Raw genomic sequence first — 20,602 nt, 5'->3', positions numbered from 1 at the left:
TACGGGCCCAGGCCCGCCGCCGCTGTTGTTATAAGAGTTAGAGCTTGATCCAGGTCGCTTTGAGCTCGGTGTATTTGTCGAAGGCGTGCAACGACTTGTCGCGGCCGTTGCCGGACTGTTTGAAGCCGCCGAACGGCGCGGTCATGTCGCCGCCGTCGTACTGGTTGACCCACACGCTGCCGGCCCGCAGGCCACGGGCGAAGCGGTGGGCGCGGCTGAGGTCGGCGGTCCAGACTCCGGCCGCCAGGCCGAAGATGCTGTCGTTGGCGATCTGCAGCGCTTCTTCTTCGGTATCGAAGCTGATCACCGACAACACCGGGCCGAAGATCTCTTCCCGGGCGATGGTCATGGCGTTGGTCACGCCGTCGAAGATCGTCGGCTCGACATACAGGCCGCCAGTGTTTTCCAGGGTACGGACGCCACCGGCCAGCAGTTGCCCGCCCTGCTGCTTGCCGATGTCGATATAGCGCAGCACGTTGTCCAGCTGGCGCTGGTCCACCACCGCGCCAACCCGGGTTTGCGGGTCGAGGGCATGGCCCGGTTTCCAGCCCTTGAGGGCCTCCACCAGCAGCGGGATGAACCGCTCGCGAATCGAGCGCTGCACCAGCAGGCGCGAGCCGGCGGTGCAGACTTCGCCCTGGTTGAAGGCAATGGCCGCGGCCGCCGCTTCAGCCGCGGCGCGCAAGTCCGGGGCGTCGGCGAACACCACGTTGGGGCTCTTGCCGCCGGCCTCCAGCCACACCCGCTTCATGTTGCTTTCGCCGGAGTACACCAGCAGTTGCTTGCCCACGGCGGTGGAGCCGGTGAAGGCCAGCACGTCCACGTCCATGTGCAGGGCCAGGGCCTTGCCGACGGTGTGGCCGTAGCCCGGCAGGACGTTGAACACGCCCTTGGGGATGCCGGCGTCCAGGGCCAGCTGGGCGATGCGGATCGCGGTCAGCGGCGACTTTTCCGATGGTTTGAGGATGAACGAGTTGCCCATCGCCAGGGCCGGAGCGAACTTCCAGCTGGCCATGATCAGCGGGAAGTTCCACGGCACAATGGCCGCCACCACGCCTGCCGGCTCCCGGGTCACCAGGCCCAGCTGGTCGTGGGGCGTGGCCGCCACTTCGTCGTAGAGCTTGTCGATGGCTTCGGCGTTCCAGCGGATGGCGTTGGCCGTGGCTGGAATGTCGATGCTCATGGAGTCGCCAATCGGCTTGCCCATGTCCAGGGTTTCCAGGAGCGCCAGTTCTTCCTGGTGCGCCAGGATCAGCTCGGCAAAGCGCAGCAGGATGCGCTTGCGCTCGGCCGGGGCCTTGCTCGACCAGACGCCACTGTTGAACGCCTGGCGCGCCACCGCTACCGCACGATCGGCATCGGCCTGATCGGTGCTGGCAACGTTGGCCAGGAAGCGCCCGTCCACCGGGCTCAGGCATTCGAAGGTGGCGCCGCTGGCGGCGGCGCAGTACTGGCCGTCGATAAAGGCACGGCCTTCGAGGCTGAGGGACTGGAAGTACTGCTCCCAGTCGCTGCGGGATTTAGTCATGGCAAATACTCAAGACAGGAAGTGACACGGTCATCAGACCGTGTGCAGGTACCAGTTGTATTCCAGGTCGGAGATGGAGTTTTCGAACTCCGCCAACTCGCTTTCCTTACAGGCCACGAACACGTCGATGTACATCGGGTCGATGTACTTGGCCATCACTTCACTGTCGTCCAGTACGCGCAGGGCGTCCCGCAGGTTGGTGGGCAGGCTTTGTTCGTTCTGCTCGTAGGAGTTGCCTTCAACCGGCGCGCCCGGGTCGATCTTGTTGGTCAGGCCATGGTGAATGCCCGCCAGTACCGAAGCCATCAGCAGGTAAGGGTTGGCGTCGGCACCGGCCACCCGGTGCTCGATGCGCACCGCATCGGCAGAACCGGTGGGTACGCGTACGGCCACGGTGCGGTTGTCGATGCCCCAGGTCGGCGAATTCGGCACGTAGAACTGCGCGCCGAAGCGGCGGTAGGAATTGACGTTGGGGCACAGGAAGGCCATCTGCTCGGGCAGGGTGTCGAGCACGCCGCCGATGGCGTGACGCAGGGCTTCGTTGGTTTCCGGGTCTTCGCTGGCGAAGATGTTGTTGCCCTGCTTGTCGAGGATCGAGATGTGCACGTGCAGGCCGTTGCCCGCCTGGCCCGGGTAAGGCTTGGCCATGAAGGTGGTGTCCATTTCATGGTCGTAGGCGATGTTCTTCACCAGGCGCTTGAGCAGCACCGCGTAGTCGCAGGCTTTGATCGGGTCGCTGACGTGGTGCAGGTTGACTTCGAACTGCGCCGGGGCGCTTTCCTTGACGATGGCGTCGGCCGGAATGCCCTGCTCTTTCGCGCCTTCGAGAATGTCTTGCAGGCAGTCGACGTATTCGTCCAGATCGTCGATCAGGTAGACCTGGGTCGACTGCGGACGCTTGCCGGAAATCGGCGAGCGGGGCGACTGTGGACGGCCGTTCACGTTGTCCTGGTCGATCAGGTAGAACTCCAGCTCGAAGGCGGCACAGATGGTCAGGCCCATCTCGTCGAACTTGGTGACGACTTGGCGCAGCACTTCGCGGGGGTCGGCGAAGAATGGCTGGCCTTCAATCTCGTGCATGGTCATCAGCAGTTGCGCGGTGGGGCGCTTCTGCCAGGGCTCGACACTCAGGGTGCCGGGGATCGGATAGCAGATGCGGTCGGCGTCGCCGATGTCCAGGCCCAGGCCGGTGCTTTCCACCGTGGAGCCGTTGATATCCAGGGCAAACAGCGAGGCTGGCAGGTTGATGCCCTTCTCGTAGACCTTGTGCAGCGCAGTGCGCTCGATGCGCTTGCCGCGCACCACACCGTTCATGTCTGCAATCAGCAGATCGACGTAGAGAACCTCGGGGTGTTTTTTCAGGAAGGCATTGGCTTCATTGAGTTGAATGGCACGCGGGGGGACCGACATGATGCACCTATTGTGTTAATTATTATGTTCACTGCTGTGACACGCCAGCAGTCAACCCGAAAGAAAAACCGGAGTCAATAGCCAGCAACAGCGGCTTTTCGTCAATTATTTTGCTCCACTAGAGACAAATAACCGGCGCAATCCGCGCCAGCTGCGGGTTTCGGACGATTAACGTTTAGAATTTTTTACATGGAAGTTGTTAATTAAAATCAACGAGGATAAGCTCTGGAAAAACTCGTTCCAGCGTGAATTTCGAGGTGATAAAAATGGCATTCAAGCCATTGATCGGCGTTACTGCGTGCGTCAAAGAGATCGGCCTGCACCCCTACCACGTCAGCGGCGACAAGTACTTGCGTGCTGTCAGCGTCGCGGCCGAGGGCCTGCCCCTGATCATTCCTTCCCTGGCGGATCTGATCGATATCGACGATCTGCTGCACAACATGGACGGGCTGCTGTTTACCGGCTCGCCATCCAATGTCGAACCCTTCCATTACCAGGGCACGCCCAGCGAACCGGGCACCGCCCACGACCCGCAACGCGATGCCACCACCCTGCCCCTGCTGCGCGCGGCGATTGCCGCTGGCGTGCCAGTGCTCGGCATCTGCCGCGGCTTCCAGGAAATGAACGTGGCCTTCGGCGGCAGCCTGCACCAGAAGGTGCATGAACTGCCGGGCTACATGGACCACCGCGAAGCCGACGACCCGCGCATCGAAGTGCAGTACGCCCCGGCGCACCCGGTGGCGATCCAGCCCGGCGGCGTGTTCGAGGCCATGGGCCTGGCCGGCGAGATCCAGGTCAACTCGATCCACAGCCAGGGCGTCGACCGCCTGGCCCCCGGCCTGCGGGTCGAGGCCGTGGCACCGGATGGCCTGATCGAGGCGCTGTCGGTGGAACACAGCACAGCCTTTGCCTTCGGCGTGCAGTGGCACCCGGAATGGCAGGTGCTGTCGAACCCGGCCTACCTGCGAATCTTCCAGGCCTTTGGCGACGCCTGCCGGCAACGGGCCGCGCAACGCCGCTAACCGGCAAACCCCGGCCGCTGCGGCGGCCTTCCAGGCATTCAACGAGATTCACCACGCCCTGCCCCGCGGCGAGCGCGCCTGTGCGCGCCCGACGTCCGGCGTGAGCAGCAAACGGCAAGACCACAACAACAAATAGCGTCAGGCCGCCAGGAAGGCAGCGCCGAATCAGCCCGCACCCCCTGCGGGCTGGCAATCAACCTTTAGGCCCGGCCGAATTGGCCAGGCTGCTGACACCTGTTGGGAGTTTCACATGGCAAACGCCTCCAGCACTTACCGCAAGGCCCTCGAAGGCACCCCGAGCCCGCAGAAGGTCCTGGTCAAGATCGACCGCGTGACCAAGAAGTTCGATGAAACCGTGGCCGTGGACGATGTGTCCCTGGAGATCCACCAGGGCGAGATCTTTGCCCTGCTGGGCGGTTCCGGCTCCGGCAAATCCACCCTGCTGCGCATGCTCGCCGGCTTCGAACGCCCCACCGAGGGCCGCATCCTGCTGGATGGCGTGGACATCACCGACATGCCGCCCTATGAGCGGCCGATCAACATGATGTTCCAGTCCTACGCCCTGTTCCCGCACATGACCGTGGCCCAGAACATCGCCTTCGGCCTCAAGCAGGACCGCCTGCCGCCCGCCGAGATCGAGGCCCGGGTCGAGGAAATGCTCAAGCTGGTGCACATGACCCAGTACGCCCGACGCAAGCCGCACCAGCTGTCCGGTGGCCAGCGCCAGCGCGTGGCCCTGGCCCGCTCCCTGGCCAAGCGCCCCAAGCTGCTCTTGCTGGACGAACCCATGGGCGCCCTGGACAAGAAGCTGCGCTCGCAGATGCAGCTGGAACTGGTGGAAATCATCGAACGCGTGGGCGTGACCTGCGTGATGGTGACCCACGACCAGGAAGAGGCCATGACCATGGCCCAGCGCATCGCCATCATGCACCTGGGCTGGATCGCCCAGACCGGCAGCCCGGTGGACATCTACGAGGCGCCGGTGAGCCGTCTGGTATGCGAATTCATCGGCAACGTCAACGCCTTCGACGGCACCGTCACCGAAGACCTGGAAGGCTACGCCATCATCGACTGCCCGGACCTTGAGCAACAGATCTACGTCGGCCACGGGGTCAGCACCTCGGTGCAGGACAAGTCGGTGACCTACGCGATTCGTCCGGAAAAGATGCTGGTCACCACCCTCAAGCCCGACGCCCGCTACAACTGGTCCAAAGGCAAGGTGCACGACATCGCCTACCTGGGCGGCCACTCGGTGTTCTACGTCGAGCTGCCCGGCGGCAAGATCGTCCAGTCGTTCATGGCCAACGCCGAGCGCCGTGGCGCGCGGCCGACCTGGGACGACCAAGTCTACGTCTGGTGGGAAGACGACAGCGGCGTGGTGCTGCGAGCATGAGGACTGCGACCATGAGCACGTTCAATCAGAAGTTGTTCCGTATGCTGCCCAGTGGGCGCAAGCTGGTGATCGGCATTCCTTTTCTCTGGCTGTTCCTGTTCTTCATGCTGCCGTTCTTTTTGGTGATGAAGATCAGCTTCTCGGAAGCGGCCCTGGCGATCCCGCCCTACTCGGAGATCTACAGTTACGCCGAGCAGAAATTCCAGCTGCTGCTGAACCTCGGCAACTACGCCATGCTGGCCGGCGACGAGCTGTACCTCTCGGCCTACCTGGGCTCGCTGAAGGTGGCGCTGCTGAGCACCCTGATGTGCCTGGTGGTGGGTTTTCCCATGGCCTACGCCATCTCCAAGGCCAGCAAGGAAGCGCAGAACGTCTTGCTGCTGCTGATCATGATGCCGACCTGGACCGCGATCCTGATCCGCGTCTACGCCTGGATGGGCATCCTCAGCAACAACGGCCTGCTCAACAGCTTCCTGCTGTGGACCGGGCTGATCAGCCAGCCGCTGGAAATCCTCAACACCAACATCGCCGTGTACATCGGCGTGGTCTACGCCTACCTGCCGTTCATGGTGCTGCCGCTGTACGCCAACCTGGTCAAGCATGACCAGAGCCTGCTGGAAGCCGCATCCGACCTGGGTTCGAGCAACTTCAACAACTTCTGGAAGATCACCGTGCCCCTGGCCAAGAACGGCATCATTGCCGGTTGCATGCTGGTGTTCATCCCGGTGGTCGGCGAGTTCGTGATTCCGGAACTCCTGGGCGGCCCGGAAACCCTGATGATCGGCCGCGTGCTGTGGCAGGAATTCTTCAACAACCGTGACTGGCCGGTGGCCTCCGCCCTGGCGGTGGTGATGCTGGCAATCCTGATTATTCCGATCCTGCTGTTCAACCGCAGCCAGGCCAAAGAGATGGAGGCACGGGCATGAAACGCTTCGAATTTTCCAAACTGATGCTGGTGCTGGGCCTGCTGTTCATCTACCTGCCGATGCTGATCCTGGTGATCTACTCGTTCAACGCCTCCAAGCTGGTGACGGTGTGGGGCGGCTGGTCGATCAAGTGGTACGTCGGCCTGCTGGACAACCAGCAGCTGATGGGCTCGGTGATGCGCTCCCTGGAAATCGCCCTGTACACCGCCGTGGCGGCGGTGGCCCTGGGCACCCTGGCGGCCTTCGTGCTGACCCGAGTCACGCGCTTCAAGGGCCGTACCCTGTTCGGCGGTCTGGTCACCGCGCCACTGGTGATGCCCGAGGTGATCACCGGCCTGTCGCTGTTGCTGCTGTTCGTGGCCATGGCGCAATTGATCGGCTGGCCCATGGAACGCGGCATCGTCACCATCTGGATCGCCCACACCACATTCTGCGCCGCCTACGTGGCCGTGGTAGTCTCCGCGCGCCTGCGGGAGCTGGACCTGTCCATCGAAGAAGCGGCCATGGACCTGGGAGCGCGACCGTTCAAGGTGTTCTTCCTGATCACCATTCCGATGATCGCGCCGTCACTGGCGGCCGGCGGCATGATGTCCTTTGCCCTGTCCCTGGATGACCTGGTGCTGGCCAGCTTCGTCTCCGGCCCGGGTTCCACCACCTTGCCGATGGAAGTGTTCTCGGCGGTGCGCCTGGGGGTCAAGCCCGAGATCAACGCCGTGGCCAGCCTGATCCTGCTGGCGGTATCGCTGGTGACCTTCCTGGTCTGGTACTTCGGCCGTCGTGCCGAAGCCGCCCGCAAGCGGGCGATCCAGGAAGCCATGGACTTCACCGCCAACGAATCCTGGCAGCCACCGGCGGCGAAAAAACCTGCGGTACAAACGCCGGCGACGGCCTGACCGTGACCGCTTCGCCAGCCCGCTGACGCCTACAGGTTGATGTTATCCGTAGGTGCCCGCTGGCTGGTGAAGCGGGTAAAAGCTCCCCCAATATCCACCTTGCACACGCAGCAATCTGCACAATAAGAAATGGAGTTGTAGTGATGAAAATGCTTGGCAGGACACTGTTCGCCAAAACCCTGCTCTCACTGTCCTTGATGGGCGCGATGGTGACCGGCGCTCAAGCCAACGATAAGGTGCTGCGCGTTTACAACTGGTCGGACTACATCGCCCCGGACACCCTGAAAAAGTTCGAGGCCGAAACCGGTATCCACGTCACCTACGATGTCTTCGACAGCAACGAAACCCTGGAAGCGCGCCTGCTCACCGGCAAGTCCGGCTACGACATCGTGGTGCCGTCCAACAGCTTCCTGGCCAAGCAGATCAAGGCCGGGGTCTACCAGGAACTGGACAAGTCCAAGCTGCCCAACTGGAAGAACCTCAACCCGGTACTGCTGAAAAACGCCTCCGCCAGCGACCCGGGCAATGCCCACGCCTTCCCCTACATGTGGGGCTCGATCGGCATCGGCTACAACCCGGACAAGGTCAAGGCGGCCCTGGGCACTGATGCCCCGATCAACTCCTGGGACCTGCTGTTCAAGCCGGAGAACGCCGAGAAACTCAAGGCCTGCGGCATCAGCTTCCTCGACTCGCCCACCGAAATGCTCCCCGCCGCCCTGCACTACCTGGGCTACCCGGTGACCAGCAAGGACAAGGCGCAGATCCTCGAAGCCCAGGAACTGTTCATGAAGATCCGGCCTTCGGTGACCTACTTCCATTCCTCCAAGTACATCTCGGACCTGGCCAACGGCAACATCTGCGTGGCCGTGGGTTACTCCGGCGACGTACTGCAAGCCCGTTCCCGCGCCGAAGAGGCCGGCAACAAGGAGAAGGTCGCGTTCAGCATTCCCAAGGAAGGCGCCGGCAGCTTCTACGACATGATGGCCATCCCCAAGGACGCCACCAACGTCGACAACGCCTACCTGTTCATGAACTTCCTGATGCGCGCGGACATCATCGCCGAGGTCACCAACAGCCTCGGCTACAGCAACGCCAACGCCGCGGCCACGCCACTGGTGGACGAAGCGATCCGCAACGACCCGGCGTCCTACCCGCCACAAGAGGTACTGGCCACCCTCTACGCGGTGCCGGACCAGCCGATTGCCATCCAGCGCGTGATGAACCGCGGCTGGACCAGGATCAAGCTGGGTAAATGATCCAAGGTGCCCGCCGCGGGCGGGCACGGCTGCCCTTTTTCCGTTCATGTCGCGCCTTACCACCGCGACACCCCTGCGAACGGCTTCACCCGGCTCCCTCGGTTGGGGTGAATCCTTGGCGCCTTCGGGCGCCTTTTTTGTGCACCCTGTAGCCGCTGCCGCAGGCTGCGAAAGGCTTGGGCGGCAGACCGACGCAGCAAACGCTGCGATCCTGAAGGCAGCAGAGGGTCCTGCGCCCCCTGTCGCAGCCTCGCTGACGCTCGACAGCGGCTACACCCTGTAGCCGCTGCCGCAGGCTGCGAACGGCTCGGGCGGCATACCGATGCAACAAACGCTGCGATCCTGAAGGCAGCAGAGGATCCTGCGACCCCTGTCGCTGCCACAGGCTGTTCCCCGCCCCTGGAAGTGGTATTTTTTGCCGCTTCTGGCGTGGCTGATCGGCATGCAGCCCCAGCCGCCAGTTCTACAGGGAGCCGTATCGATGAAAACCGCTGTTCACCCTTGCCCGTTGCCCCATGACTCCAGCATCGCTGCCCTGGCCCCGGGGGCGAGCTTCATCGACTGTCGCCGCACCCTGGCCGAAGACCCCGAGCGCAGCGCCATGCGCCACCTGCTGTGCCTGATGAGCCAGACCCCGGCCTGGATCGACCGCATGATGGGCCTGCGCAATCGCGTGGTGCAGCTGTTCGGCCTCAAGGACCTGGGACGCCTGACCCGCATTGACCTGGCGCGCCCCGACGAGGATTACCAGCCCGGCGACCGGGTCGGCATCTTCACCCTGATCTCCCAAAGCCCCGACGAAGTGCTGGTGGTGGACCGCGACAAGCACCTGGACGTGCACCTGTCCCTCAACCTCCAGCCCCAGACCGCCGAGGGCCTGCGCCCGGTGGTGCTGAGCACCGTGGTGCATCCGCACAACCGCCTGGGGCGCCTGTACATGCTGCCGGTGGCGCCGTTCCACCGGATCATCGCGCCCATGACCCTGGCCACCATCAATAACCGCTGAGCCTTCATCCCCAAGGATCTTGCCGTGCAGACACCCGAATTCGATGTTGTCGTCGTAGGCCTGGGCGCCATGGGCGCCGCCACCCTCTATCAACTGGCCAAGCGCGGGGTCAAGGTGGCGGGCATCGACCGCTTCGCCCCGCCCCATGATCACGGCTCCAGCCACGGCGACACGCGCATCACCCGCCAGGCGGTGGGCGAAGGCGCGGCCTACGTGCCCCTGGCGATCCGTTCGCAAGAGATCTGGCGCGAGCTGGAAGCCGAACTGGATGTGCAGTTGTTCGAGCAGTGCGGCGTGCTGGTGATGACCGCCAGCACCGATCCGCTACGGCCGGCGGACGCCCGGGACTTCACCGACAACAGCATCGAACTGGCCCGGCGCTATGGCATCGAGCACCAAGTGCTGGACGCCACCGAGATCCGTCAACGCTTCCCGCAGTTCGCCCCGCTGGATGACAGCGCCCGGGGCTACTTCGAGCCCGGCGGTGGTTTTGTCCGCCCGGAACGCTGCATCGACGCGCAACTGACCCGGGCCCGGCAACTGGGGGCGACCCTGATCACCGGCCAGACCGTGCAGGAGCTCAAGTCCGACGCCGGGGGCGTGGAGATCATCAGCACCGGCTCGCCGATCAAGGCCCGGAAAGTCATCGTCAGCGCCGGCATGTGGTCGGCGCAGTTGCTCGGCGCGCCCTTCGACGCCCTGCTGCAGGTCTGCCGTCAGCAGCTGTACTGGTTCCGCCTCGATGAGCCCCGACACTACCCAGCCCGCTCGCCGAGCTTCATCCTCCACAGCGCCGACGACGTCGACACCTGCTACGGTTTCCCGCCGATTCCCGGCGAAGGCAGCGTGAAAATCGCCACCGAGCAATACAGCGTCAGCAGCCAGCCGGACAGCCTCGACCGCCAGCCCAGCCTCGCCGATGCCCAGCGCCTGTTCCGCGAGCTGGTGGCGCCGCATATCGCCGGGCTCGCCCCGGAGCTGGTGAAGGCCAGCGTCTGCGCCTACACCGTGACTCCGGATTCGGGCTTCATCATCGACCGTCACCCGCGCCTGGACAACGTCACCGTGGTCAGCGCCTGCTCCGGCCATGGCTTCAAGCACTCGGCGGCGATTGGCGAAGCCTTGGCCCAGTTGCAGGTGGACGGCCGCAGCGAAATCGACCTGCAGAGTTTCTCCCTGCAACGCTTCCACTGACGGCCACGGCCCCGTTATCGGGGCCGCGATGAAAAAAAATCCCCGGGCTGACGTTTTTCGCCGTTTATCTGCCGTTTTCAGCCTTGCCGACGGGCCCAGTCTCTACGATTCTTTAACAACCCCTCAGGGCGGCGCATCGCCGCCCCACGTAGAACCACCGGAGCGCCCCATGAAGAGCGTCGCAGAACTGCTGAAACTCAAGGCCAAGCACAACCAGCAAGTGCACACCATCGCCCCGCACCAGATGGTCCTGGAAGCGCTGATGCTGATGGCCGAAAAAAACGTCGGCGCCTTGCCGGTGATGGAGAACGGTCAAGTGGTCGGGGTCATCAGCGAGCGCGACTATGCGCGCAAACTGGTGCTCCACGGGCGCTCTTCGGTGGGCACCCCGGTCAGCGCCATCATGAGCTCGCCGGTGATCACCGTGGACTCCCACCAGAGCGTGGAAACCTGCATGAGCATCATGACCGACAGCCACCTGCGCCACCTGCCGGTGGTGGAGAACGGCCAACTCCTGGGCCTGCTGTCCATTGGCGACCTGGTCAAGGAAGCGATTGCCGAACAGGCCGACCTGATCCGCCAGCTGGAGCAATACATTCGCGGCGAGTAACCCCGCAAACCTTGCACCGCCCCAAACGGCGCCTTCGCTGGCCCGCCAGCTCCTACAGACGCTCGCTCAGTGGCAGCCCATTGCGTAGGAGCCGGCTTGCCGGCGAACAGGCCCGCAAGCCTTGCACCGATCCAACCGGCGCCTTCGTTGGCAAGCCAGCGTCTACGATTGGCTCGGCCTCTCCAGGGGAAAGTGCACGCGAACTTCGAAGCCGTCGTCGCGGCCACTGGCCGGTGAGGCCAGGTGCAACTGACCGCCGACGCCGTGGACGATACTCTGGGCAATCGCCAGGCCCAGGCCCGAACCGCTGGTTTCGCTGTTGCCACGCACAAAACGTTCGGTCAAGCGTTGCAGTACCTCCGCTGGCACCCGCGGCCCGCCATTGATCACCCGCAAGCAACCGTCGGCGCCGAGGCTGATCTCTACCGGCTGCGCCGGATCGCCATATTTCAGGGCGTTCTCGATCAGGTTGCGCAGCAGGATGCCAAAGGCGTCCGGATCGATGGCCGTGCACACCCGGGCTGCCTCCGGCAACTGCAGGTTGATCCGCGCCGCCGCGCCGCGATTCCACTCCTCCACGCCATGGGCCAGCAACGGAATCAGGTCCTCGGGGGTTTGCGAGAGCAGCCCGCCGCCCTCTGCCTTGGCCAGTTGCATGAGCTTTTCCGAGAGCCTGGCCAGTTCCCGCAGGGCGTTCTCGATCTTCGCCGCCCGCACCTGCAAAGGGCCCTCTGGGGCTTCCTGGCGCAGGCGCTGGATCTGCGCCAGGGTCGCCGCCAGGGGCGTGCGTAGTTCATGGGCGCTGTTGGCGGTGAAGCTGCGCTCCGCTTCCAGGGCTTTGCGCAGGCGCTCCAGCAGATGATTGACCGCCTCGGCCAGGGGATCGATTTCCGCCGGCAGGCGCGCCACCTTGATCGGTGACAAGTCGCCCACACCCCGGGATTCCACCGCCCGCCGGTATGCCAGCACGCTGCGCAAGCTGATGCGCACGAACACCCAGGTGCCCAGCAGGCTGATGGGAATCAGCCCGAGCAAGGGCAGCAACAACGCCAGCAACGCCTCCCGCGAGGCTTCGCGACGGTGGGCCAGGGGCTCGGCAATTTCGATGACGATCGAGTCGTTCTCGATGCTGGCGCTGTACAGGCGGTATTTGTCCGTGGTGCTGAAGCCGGGGCTTGGGCGGTGGCTGAAGATTTTCAGTTTGGCGTCGTGGGAGCGCATGAGGATTCTCCCCTCGGCATCGCGCACCAGGTAGGTCAGGTACTCGCTGTCCATCTTCAGAGTCGCCACGTGCCGCGCCCGACGCGGCCCGCGACGGTTGCCGATCTCCAGCGCGGCCAGGGGCAGGATGCGCTGGGCAGTGGCCTCCAGGGCGCTGTCGAAGGTTTCATCCAGCTCGTGCTGGACCACCAGCCAGGTGCCGGCGGTAGCCCCCAGCCAGAGCAGGGTCATGCCCAGGGTCAGGCCCAGGCTCAAGCGTTTTTGCAGGCTGATGGGACGCTTCATGCGGGCATCAGCCGGTAGCCCATGCCGCGCACGGTTTCAATCAGTTCGCGGCCGAGCTTCTTGCGCAGGCGGCTGACGTAGACCTCGATGGTGTTGCTTTCGATTTCCGCGCCGAAGGCATACAGCCGCTCCTCCAACTGCGACTTGGAGAGCAAGGCGCTGGGACGCTGGACAAAGGCCTCGAACACCGCCCATTCGCGGGCAGTGAGGTCGATGATGCTGCCGCCGCGCTGCACGGTGCGGGCACTCAGGTCCACCTGCAGCTCGCCGAGGCGGATCTGCGGGTTGGGGTTGCCGCTGTAGCGCCGAGCCACCGCGGCGACCCGCGCCGACAGTTCGAACAGGTCGAAGGGCTTGACCAGATAATCGTCGGCGCCGGCGTTGAGCCCGGCGATGCGCTCGGAAATCTGGTCCTGGGCGGTGAGGATGATCACCGGGGTCACATCCCCGGCGCTGCGGCGCTGACGCAGAAACTCCAGGCCGCGCCCGTCAGGCAGCATCAGGTCCAGCAGGATCAGGTCATAGGGCGTGCTGGCGACACTGGCCCGGGCCTGCTCCAGGCGCTGCACCCAGTCCACGGCGTGGCCATCGTCGGCAATCTGCTCGCGCACCGCATCCCCCAGCCCTGTCGCATCCTCGACCAATAACACCCGCATCGACGTTCTCCTGTACCTGTGTGGTGCTGCACCTTAACCGCTGAACCTGACGCGAATCTGAAGACGCCGCCGGCCTGATCAGGGTAGCCAGTGTCGCGCCCGCGGGATGCGAGGCAGATCAGCAAAAGCCCGAGTCGCCGAGAGCACCACGACCTGAAGTTTTTCCCCGGCCTTCAGGTTGCTGTCAGCTAACCGGCCCAGGCTGCAGCCACATTCAGCAAAAAGGACAGCCTCATGAACAAGCTTGTCGTCGCCGGTTGCCTCACCGCGGCCCTGGCCCTGCCAGCACTGGCCCAGGCCCGTGAAGTGACCCTGACCACCCAGCTCAAGCCCTACAGCGGCAACGGTGCTTACCTGGCGATCTACCTCACCGACGCCAACGGCGCCTACCAGAAGACCCTGTGGGTCGCCGGCAAAAAGGCCAAGTACTACAAGCACCTGCCGGACTGGGCCCGCGGTGGCGGCACGGTTGCCGGTCAGTACGACGGCGTCAGCGGCGCCAGCGTGGGCAGCGGCGAGACCCTGACCGTCAGCGCCGATCTGGCGGACAGCCTGATCGACGCCGGCTATCAGATCCGCATCGACAGCGCCGTGGAAGACCAGCGCGATGTGCGCGCGGACGTGGTCCTGCCCCTGACACTCAAGGGCGCAGGCCAGCCCGCCAGCGGCAGCACCTATGTGCAGTCGCTGCGCTACGACCTGTAAGCCCTGCGCCTTGAGGAGGCCCGACCATGTTGCGCTCGTTGCACTCAATTCCCGGACTGCTGGCCGCCCTGCTGGTGATGCTGCTGGCCATCAGCGGCGCGACCCTGGCGCTGATCCCGGCCCTGGAACGCCTGCAGGCGCCCCCCGCGGCGGCCGACATCAGCGTGGCGCAACTGGCCGGGCGCGTGGCCGGCCAGCTGGGCGGGATCGAGCAGATCCGCCGCACGCCTTCGGGCACGCTGATCGTCTATCACCGAGAGCATGGCCAGACCTTGGCCAGCCGCGTCGATCCACAGACCGGTGCGCTGCTCGCGCCCTACACGCCCTCGGCCTTGGCCCGCTGGGTCAAGGAACTGCACCGCTCGCTGTTTCTCGACACCCCGGGGCATATCGTGTCGGCCCTGGGCGCCCTGGCAATGCTGTTGCTGTCGGCGTCCGGCGCCGTGCTGCTGGCTCGCCGCGCCGGTGGCTGGGGCAAGCTGCTGCGGCCGTTGCGCGGCAATTTCAGCCAGCGCTGGCACGCCGAAGTGGGACGTCTGACGATCCTTGGCCTGCTGCTGTCGGCCCTGAGCGGGCTGTACCTGTCGGCCGGCACCTTGGGCCTGATCGCCGACGACGGCCAGAACCAACCGCCCTTGCCGCCCCCGATCAGCGCCGGCCCGGCCTTGCCGGTGGCCAGCCTCGCGGCGCTGCAGGCCCTGGACCTCAACGATCTGCGCGAATTGGTCTACCCCGACCCTGGCAACCCCAAGGACCTGTACAGCCTGCACACCCGCAGCGGCCAAGGTTATGTCGATCCGGCCAGCGGTGCCCTGCTGGCCTTCCAACCCGACAGCGGGATGCAGCAGCTTGATGCGCTCATCTATCGACTGCACACCGGGGAAGGCCTGTGGTGGCTGGGCCTGCTGCTGGGCGTGTGCGCCCTGGGGGTACCGCTGATGAGCCTCACCGGCCTGTGGCTGTGGTGGCGCCGGCGGCGCGACGCGGTGGCGATCGACGACAATTGCCCGGCCGACGCCGCCGACTGCGTGATCCTGGTGGGCAGCGAAAACAACAGCACCTGGGGCTTTGCCCGGACCCTGCAGCAGGCCCTGGTGGCGGCAGGACGCAAGGTCCACAGCGCACCGATGAACCAGCTGCGTAGCGACTACCCCAAGGCCCGCCAGTTACTGATCCTCACCGCCACCCACGGCGACGGCGATGCCCCGGCCTCGGCCAGCGACTTCCTCGCGCGCCTGCAACAACAGCCGCTGGCGCCTGATCTGAAGTACGCCGTGCTGGGCTTTGGCGACCGGCAGTTCCCGCGTTTCTGCGGCTTTGCCGAACAGGCACACAAGGCCTTGAGCGCCAGCGGTGCGCAGTGCCTGCTGCCCCAGGAAAACATCCATCGCCAGTCGCCCCAGGAATTCCGCCGCTGGGGCCAGGCCCTGGGCCGGGCCTTGGGCCTGCCCCTGGACCTGCAGCATCAGGCCCACGCCCTGCCCTGCCAGGAGTGGCAACTGGTGGAGTCGGTGGCCTATGGCGATCAGGTCCAGGCGCCGACGCGGATCCTGCGCTTCAAGGCCGCCAACGGCAGCGGGCAACAGTTACCCGAGTTCCAGGCCGGCGACCTGGTGGGCATCCTGCCCCCCGGCACGACCCAGCCCCGCTTCTATTCCCTGGCCAGCAGCCGCGTCGACGGGGTGCTGGAGATCTGCGTGCGCAAGCACCCGGGCGGCCTATGCTCGGGCTTTCTCCATGATCTGCACCTGGGCGCGCGAATCCAAGGTTTCATCCAGCCCAATCCGCAGTTTCGTCCGCTTAAAGGCGCGCAGCCGGTGATCCTGATCGGTGCCGGCACTGGCATCGGCCCATTGGCGGGGTTCATCCGCGGCAACCGCTCCCGGCAGCCCATGCACCTGTACTGGGGCGGGCGTCACCCAGCCTCGGACTTTCTCTACGAGCCGGAGCTCAAGGGCTACCTGGCCGACCGGCGCCTGACCGCCCTGCGCGCGGCCTTCTCCCAGGTCCAGGAGCGCGGTTACGTGCAGGACCGGCTGCTGGCCGATGCCCTGGCACTGCGCCGGCTGGTGGAAAAAGGCGCCCAGGTGCTGGTCTGCGGCAGCCGGGACATGGCCAAGGGCGTGATGCTGGCCCTGGACGAAGTGCTGGCCCCGCTCAATCTCAGCGTACTGACCCTCAAGGCCCAAGGACGTTACCGTGAAGATGTCTACTGAAACCGCCGCACTGCAGCGCTACAGCCTCAACGGCCCGACCATGGGCAGCCGCTACAGCGCGCTGTTCTACGCCGCCCCGGGCTTCGCCACCCAGGACCTTGGCGAGCGTCTGGCCCAGGCCGTGGCGCGGGTCGAGCAGCAGATGTCGGGGTGGAACCCCCAGTCCGATCTCAACCGCCTCAACGCCGCGCCCCGGCATCGCTGGATCAGCGTGCCCCGGGAGCTGATGAGCGTCATCACCACGGCGCTGCGGGTCAGCGAGCAATCGTGCGGTGCCTTCGAGATTGGCGTGGGGGATCTGGTCCAGAGCTGGGGCTTTGGCCCCACGCCACGGACCCTGGACCTGCCGGCCTTGCGTGAACTGGGCCGGCAGCGTCGCTGCCCGGCCACCAGCGCCCTGGTGCTGGAGCCCAGGCGCCACCGCCTGCGCAAGCGCGGCAAACTGCGCCTGGACCTCAACGGCATCGCCAAGGGCTTTGGCGTCGATGAGCTGGCCCGGGCCCTGGAAGCCTCCGGCATCCGCGACTACCTGGTAGGGATCGACGGCGAAATGCGCGCCCGGGGCCGCAAGCCCGGGGGCCAGCCCTGGAGCGTGGCCGTGGAAAAACCCCTGCGCGGCGAACGCCAAGTGATGGGGGTAATGGAACTGGAAGATGCGGCCATTGCCACCTCCGGCGACTACCGCCGGTGGGTGGACATCGCCGGGCATTCCTACGCCCATACCCTCGACCCGACGACGGGCGAACCCCTGCGCAATCGTCTGGCCTCGGTCAGTGTGGTGGCCAGCAGCTGCATGCTGGCCGACGCCTGGGCCACCGCGCTGCTGGTACTCGGTGAAGTCGAGGGGCCACGGCTGGCCCAGGAACGCGGTATGGATGCCTTGTTCGTGATCCGCGACGGTACGCAGTGGCGGGAAGTGTCTATTGTGGGTGGACAGCTGCAGGCCGAGATCGAGGCCCGCTGAAACCCGTATCCGCAGCTTCCGTGTCTGCAATGCCATCAACCTGAGTCCATCGCCGATGAAATTCATGCACCGACACCGCGAACTGCACCGCAACGACCGCATCGGTTGGTTGCGCGCCGCCGTCCTGGGGGCCAATGACGGGATCGTCTCCACCGCCAGCCTGCTGATCGGCGTGGCCGCGGCCAGCGCCAGCCACGGCACACTGCTGGTGACCGGCATGGCCGGGCTGGTGGCGGGGGCCATGTCCATGGCCGCCGGAGAATACGTTTCCGTGCACTCCCAGGCGGACACCGAACAGGCCGACCTGGCCCGGGAACGGCTCGAACTGGCCAGCGACCACCCGGCCGAGCTCAACGAACTGGCCCGTATCTACCAGAGCCGCGGCGTGAAGCCGGAACTGGCACGGCAAGTGGCGGAGCAACTGATGGCCCACGACGCCCTGGGAGCTCACGCCCGGGACGAACTGGGCATCAGCGAGGCCCTGGCGGCCAACCCGCTGCAGGCGGCGCTGGCCTCGGCGGCGAGCTTCGTGGTGGGCGCGGCCCTGCCCCTGGCGGTGACCTTCATGGCCCCGACCCACAGCGTGGTGCCGTGGATTGCCGGCATGTCCCTGGTGTTCCTCGGCGGCCTGGGGGGCCTGGCAGCCCGTGCCGGTGGTGCCAAAGTGCTCCCGGGTGCCTGGCGCGTGACCCTCTGGGGCGCCCTGGCCATGGGCCTTACCGCCGCCGTGGGCAGCCTGTTCGGTAGCGTGGTCTGAGCCGGTAGCAGGCTTGCCGGCGAATAGCCCCTCAAGACCCGCACCGCCCTGCCGGGCGCCATCGCTGGCAAGTCAGCACCTGCAACAGCGCGGCGCCATCACCTTGGAGCAGATCCATCGGAGCGGTTTTTTTCACACTCTGAAATAGTAAATCCCGTCACTGACAGCCCTGTCCACAACAGCCGTCAGACGCCTGAACACTGGCCTTCAGCTCAATCTGAAGAGCATCCGGGCCAATTCTCAACTCGGCCAAAACTGAATTCCCCCCACGAATAAGAAACGTCTCACCTGAAGCTCTTGTTAAACTCGCGCACATTTGCGTGAAGATTTGATGACAGGCAGGTTATTTGTGAAGTTGATCCGTCGTTGCCTCCAACACCCTCTTGCTCCCCTGTGCACCTTGTTCGGCTTGCTGTTGCTGGTGCCAATGGGCGCACGCCTGGCTCTGGGCTGGTCCAATCCGCTGGGTTACCTGTCCGACCTGGCCAGCGCCAGTCTGCTGACCCTGCTCTTGTACCGCCGCCGCTGGTGGCTGGCGCTGCCGGTGCTGCTGGTGTGGGCGCTGCTGACCCTGGTCAGCGCCGAGCTGGTGAGCGCGGTGGGCCGCATGCCCAACCTCGCCGATCTGCACTACCTGGCGGACCCGCAGTTTGTCGGCAATTCCACCGGCGGCGGTCTGACCCACCCTGAGCTGGGGCTGACCCTGGTGTTGGGGCTGGTGCTGTGGCTGGTGGTCCAGCGCAGCAGTCGTGCAGTGAAAACCCCGACACTGCCACGCACGCTCTGGATTCTGCCGCTGGGCTTGCTCCTGGCCCACGGCGCCACCCAATACCTCAAACCCAGCGAAGCCGATCAGTGGCAGCTGTTCAACCTGCCCCACCAGGCCCTGGCCACCGCCACCGGCCAGGCGCAGATGCAATTGGAAGACTGGCTGCAAGGCGATGTCGCCGATGTGCCGCCGCCCATGGCCGGCCTGACCCGTCTCGACCTTGAAGGCCAGCCGCTGCTGCCCAGCGCCGGCCGCGCGCGCAACGTGCTGCTGATTACCCTGGAAGGCATTCCCGGGGCCTATATCCGCACCAACCGCGAGGCCTTGAACAGCCATTACCAGGAAGACCTGATGCCCAAGCTCAGCGCCTGGGCCGAGCGTGGCATGAACACCCCGGACTACGTGCTGCACAGCCACCAGACCATTCGCGGCCTGTACGCCATGCTCTGCGGCGACTACGACAAGCTCGACAACGGCACCCCCAAAGGCGTCGAGATGCTCACCCAGAACCAGCGCAACCAGGCCTGCCTGCCGGCGCAGATGCACAAGTTCGGTTTCAACACCCACTACCTGCAAGGCGCCGGCCTGCGCTTCATGGCCAAAGACAAGATCATGCCGCACATCGGCTTTGACGCGACCCATGGCCTGGAGTGGTTCAAGAACGACAACTACCTGGAATTCCCCTGGGGCAAGGACGACAAGGCCTTCTTCGAAGGCGCCCTGAGCTACGTGGATCAGTTGAAGAAGAAAAAACAGCCATGGATGCTCACCCTGCTGACCGTCGGCACCCACCAGCCCTACTCCGCGCCCGAGGACTACCTGGAGCGCTACGAGACGCCCAAGCAGGCGGCGGTCGGCTACCTGGACGACGCCATCGACCAGTTCCTCACGGGGCTGGAACGCAAGGGCGTGCTCAAGGACACCCTGGTGATCATCACCTCCGATGAATCCCACGGCATCGACGGCGTGCGCCTGGCCTCGTCCTGGGGCTTCAACCTGATGCTGGCCCCGGACCAGGACCTGCTGCCCCATCTTAAGTCGGGCACCTACGGCCACGTCGACCTCAGCGCCTCGGTGCTGGACTACTTCGGCCTGCCGGTGCCCGCCAGCCTCAGCGGCCGCTCGTTGTTCCGCGACTACGCCCAGGGCCGTGAAATCATGTCCTACACCAACGGCAAGCTGCGCTACCACGACGGCCAGGGCACCTTCACCGAATGTGATTTCCAGCAGCGCTGCCGCTACTACTCAAGCACCGGTTTCATCGCCGACAGCGCCAGTCTGCAGGGTCAGTACGGCGGCCTGCGGGCCCGGCAGATCAGTGCCCGAGCCACGCATCTGGATCGCAGCCTGCTGCAATCGCCGCTGAACCAGCACTATCAGTTCGGCAGCCCGGCGATCATCCCGCTGCAGGCGCAGATCAAGGATGACTGGGCCGACAACCTGATCGGCGCCCAGTACCTGGAAATGCCCAAGGGTTCCCAGACCCGGGTGCGTTTCACCGTGCGCTCCGCCGACCCGCAGCAGAACGCCTACATCCTGCTCAAGGGCAAGGAACTGGAACAGGACGTCCCCCTGGGCCTGCCGGAAGAAATGCTGGTAACCCCCGACCAGCCGCTGCAGATGGACTTCAGCTTCGACAACCCGGAAACCCGCAAGGCGTTCTCCTTCCACCTTCTGGGCTACGGCCTGGGCGCGGTGGAAGTCAGCGACTTCAGCGTGATCACCGAGTTGCCGGGGCAACCTGAAAACGTCGACCCCGAAGAAGACAGCAGCGCCCATTCCAGCTGAACC

The 20,602-nt window shown here is 65.1% G+C and carries 17 protein-coding genes; 13 read left to right on the top strand and 4 right to left on the bottom strand.

All coding sequences use genetic code 11. The features are described 5' to 3' along the window. Window positions 1–37: 37 nt before the first annotated feature. Together ACMGF8_RS17005 and ACMGF8_RS17000 are read right to left on the bottom strand one after the other, a co-directional pair. Complete coding sequence (locus tag ACMGF8_RS17005) at window positions 38–1,528, bottom strand: aldehyde dehydrogenase (RefSeq protein WP_207167449.1); 1,491 nt, start codon at window positions 1,526–1,528, stop codon at window positions 38–40. 33 nt (window positions 1,529–1,561) lie between these two features. Then, window positions 1,562–2,938, bottom strand: a complete 1,377-nt coding sequence (locus tag ACMGF8_RS17000; RefSeq protein ID WP_207167448.1) for a glutamine synthetase family protein — start codon at window positions 2,936–2,938, stop codon at window positions 1,562–1,564. Window positions 2,939–3,204: 266 nt separating this feature from the next. Here ACMGF8_RS17000 and ACMGF8_RS16995 point away from each other — a divergent pair, with 266 nt between their 5' ends. The 8 genes from ACMGF8_RS16995 (at window position 3,205) to ACMGF8_RS16960 (ending at window position 11,238) form a co-directional block, all read left to right on the top strand. After that, on the top strand, window positions 3,205–3,960 hold the full coding sequence (locus ACMGF8_RS16995; protein ID WP_102864202.1) for a gamma-glutamyl-gamma-aminobutyrate hydrolase family protein: 756 nt from the start codon (window positions 3,205–3,207) through the stop codon (window positions 3,958–3,960). Window positions 3,961–4,210: 250 nt separating this feature from the next. After that, entirely contained in the window at window positions 4,211–5,353 is a 1,143-nt protein-coding gene (potA, locus tag ACMGF8_RS16990) for a polyamine ABC transporter ATP-binding protein (protein WP_060838662.1), read from the top strand. A 44-nt stretch (window positions 5,354–5,397) separates the two neighbouring features. Then, the gene (locus ACMGF8_RS16985) at window positions 5,398–6,279 is read left to right on the top strand and encodes an ABC transporter permease subunit (protein ID WP_180988607.1); all 882 of its coding nucleotides are present in this window, start codon (window positions 5,398–5,400) and stop codon (window positions 6,277–6,279) included. Continuing rightward, complete coding sequence (locus ACMGF8_RS16980) at window positions 6,276–7,172, top strand: ABC transporter permease subunit (RefSeq protein WP_305948367.1); 897 nt, start codon at window positions 6,276–6,278, stop codon at window positions 7,170–7,172. Before ACMGF8_RS16985 ends, ACMGF8_RS16980 begins: the two co-directional genes overlap by 4 nt. 149 nt (window positions 7,173–7,321) lie before the next feature. Further along, window positions 7,322–8,428 (top strand): polyamine ABC transporter substrate-binding protein, encoded by a 1,107-nt coding sequence (locus ACMGF8_RS16975; protein ID WP_219727676.1) that lies wholly within the window; start codon window positions 7,322–7,324, stop codon window positions 8,426–8,428. Window positions 8,429–8,909: 481 nt separating this feature from the next. Continuing rightward, window positions 8,910–9,434, top strand: a complete 525-nt coding sequence (locus tag ACMGF8_RS16970) for a DUF2867 domain-containing protein (protein WP_102864198.1) — start codon at window positions 8,910–8,912, stop codon at window positions 9,432–9,434. Window positions 9,435–9,458: 24 nt separating this feature from the next. Next, complete coding sequence (gene solA, locus ACMGF8_RS16965) at window positions 9,459–10,628, top strand: N-methyl-L-tryptophan oxidase (RefSeq protein ID WP_102864197.1); 1,170 nt, start codon at window positions 9,459–9,461, stop codon at window positions 10,626–10,628. A gap of 169 nt (window positions 10,629–10,797) precedes the next feature. Continuing rightward, a complete protein-coding gene (locus ACMGF8_RS16960; RefSeq protein ID WP_102864196.1) occupies window positions 10,798–11,238 on the top strand; it encodes a CBS domain-containing protein in 441 nt (146 codons plus the stop codon). A 162-nt stretch (window positions 11,239–11,400) separates the two neighbouring features. On the opposite strand, the gene ACMGF8_RS16955 is transcribed toward ACMGF8_RS16960, so the two are convergent. Both ACMGF8_RS16955 and ACMGF8_RS16950 read right to left on the bottom strand, forming a co-directional pair. Then, on the bottom strand, window positions 11,401–12,744 hold the full coding sequence (locus ACMGF8_RS16955; protein WP_102864195.1) for a sensor histidine kinase: 1,344 nt from the start codon (window positions 12,742–12,744) through the stop codon (window positions 11,401–11,403). After that, the gene (locus ACMGF8_RS16950; protein ID WP_102864194.1) at window positions 12,741–13,400 is read right to left on the bottom strand and encodes a response regulator transcription factor; all 660 of its coding nucleotides are present in this window, start codon (window positions 13,398–13,400) and stop codon (window positions 12,741–12,743) included. The genes ACMGF8_RS16955 and ACMGF8_RS16950 overlap by 4 nt, the downstream gene beginning before the upstream one ends. A 234-nt stretch (window positions 13,401–13,634) precedes the next feature. On the opposite strand from ACMGF8_RS16950, the gene ACMGF8_RS16945 reads away from it, so the two are divergent. The 5 genes from ACMGF8_RS16945 to ACMGF8_RS16925 all read left to right on the top strand — a co-directional run bounded on the left by ACMGF8_RS16945 (window position 13,635) and on the right by ACMGF8_RS16925 (window position 20,599). Then, entirely contained in the window at window positions 13,635–14,105 is a 471-nt protein-coding gene (locus ACMGF8_RS16945) for a DUF2271 domain-containing protein (RefSeq protein WP_102864193.1), read from the top strand. Window positions 14,106–14,131: 26 nt separating this feature from the next. After that, entirely contained in the window at window positions 14,132–16,321 is a 2,190-nt protein-coding gene (locus tag ACMGF8_RS16940) for a PepSY domain-containing protein (RefSeq protein ID WP_102864192.1), read from the top strand. Next, on the top strand, window positions 16,311–17,285 hold the full coding sequence (locus ACMGF8_RS16935; RefSeq protein ID WP_180988606.1) for an FAD:protein FMN transferase: 975 nt from the start codon (window positions 16,311–16,313) through the stop codon (window positions 17,283–17,285). The genes ACMGF8_RS16940 and ACMGF8_RS16935 overlap by 11 nt, the downstream gene beginning before the upstream one ends. A gap of 55 nt (window positions 17,286–17,340) precedes the next feature. Further along, entirely contained in the window at window positions 17,341–18,042 is a 702-nt protein-coding gene (locus ACMGF8_RS16930; protein ID WP_102864190.1) for a VIT1/CCC1 transporter family protein, read from the top strand. 331 nt (window positions 18,043–18,373) lie between these two features. Beyond that, window positions 18,374–20,599, top strand: coding sequence for an LTA synthase family protein (locus ACMGF8_RS16925; protein WP_180988594.1), 2,226 nt, complete (start codon window positions 18,374–18,376; stop codon window positions 20,597–20,599). Window positions 20,600–20,602: the final 3 nt, after the last annotated feature.

The sequence above is a fragment of the Pseudomonas sp. BNK-7 genome (assembly GCF_048072025.1).
GTDB lineage: Bacteria > Pseudomonadota > Gammaproteobacteria > Pseudomonadales > Pseudomonadaceae > Aquipseudomonas > Aquipseudomonas danubii.
The sequence above is the reverse complement of the archived record's forward strand: the minus strand, read 5'-3'. Positions and strand labels throughout refer to the sequence as shown.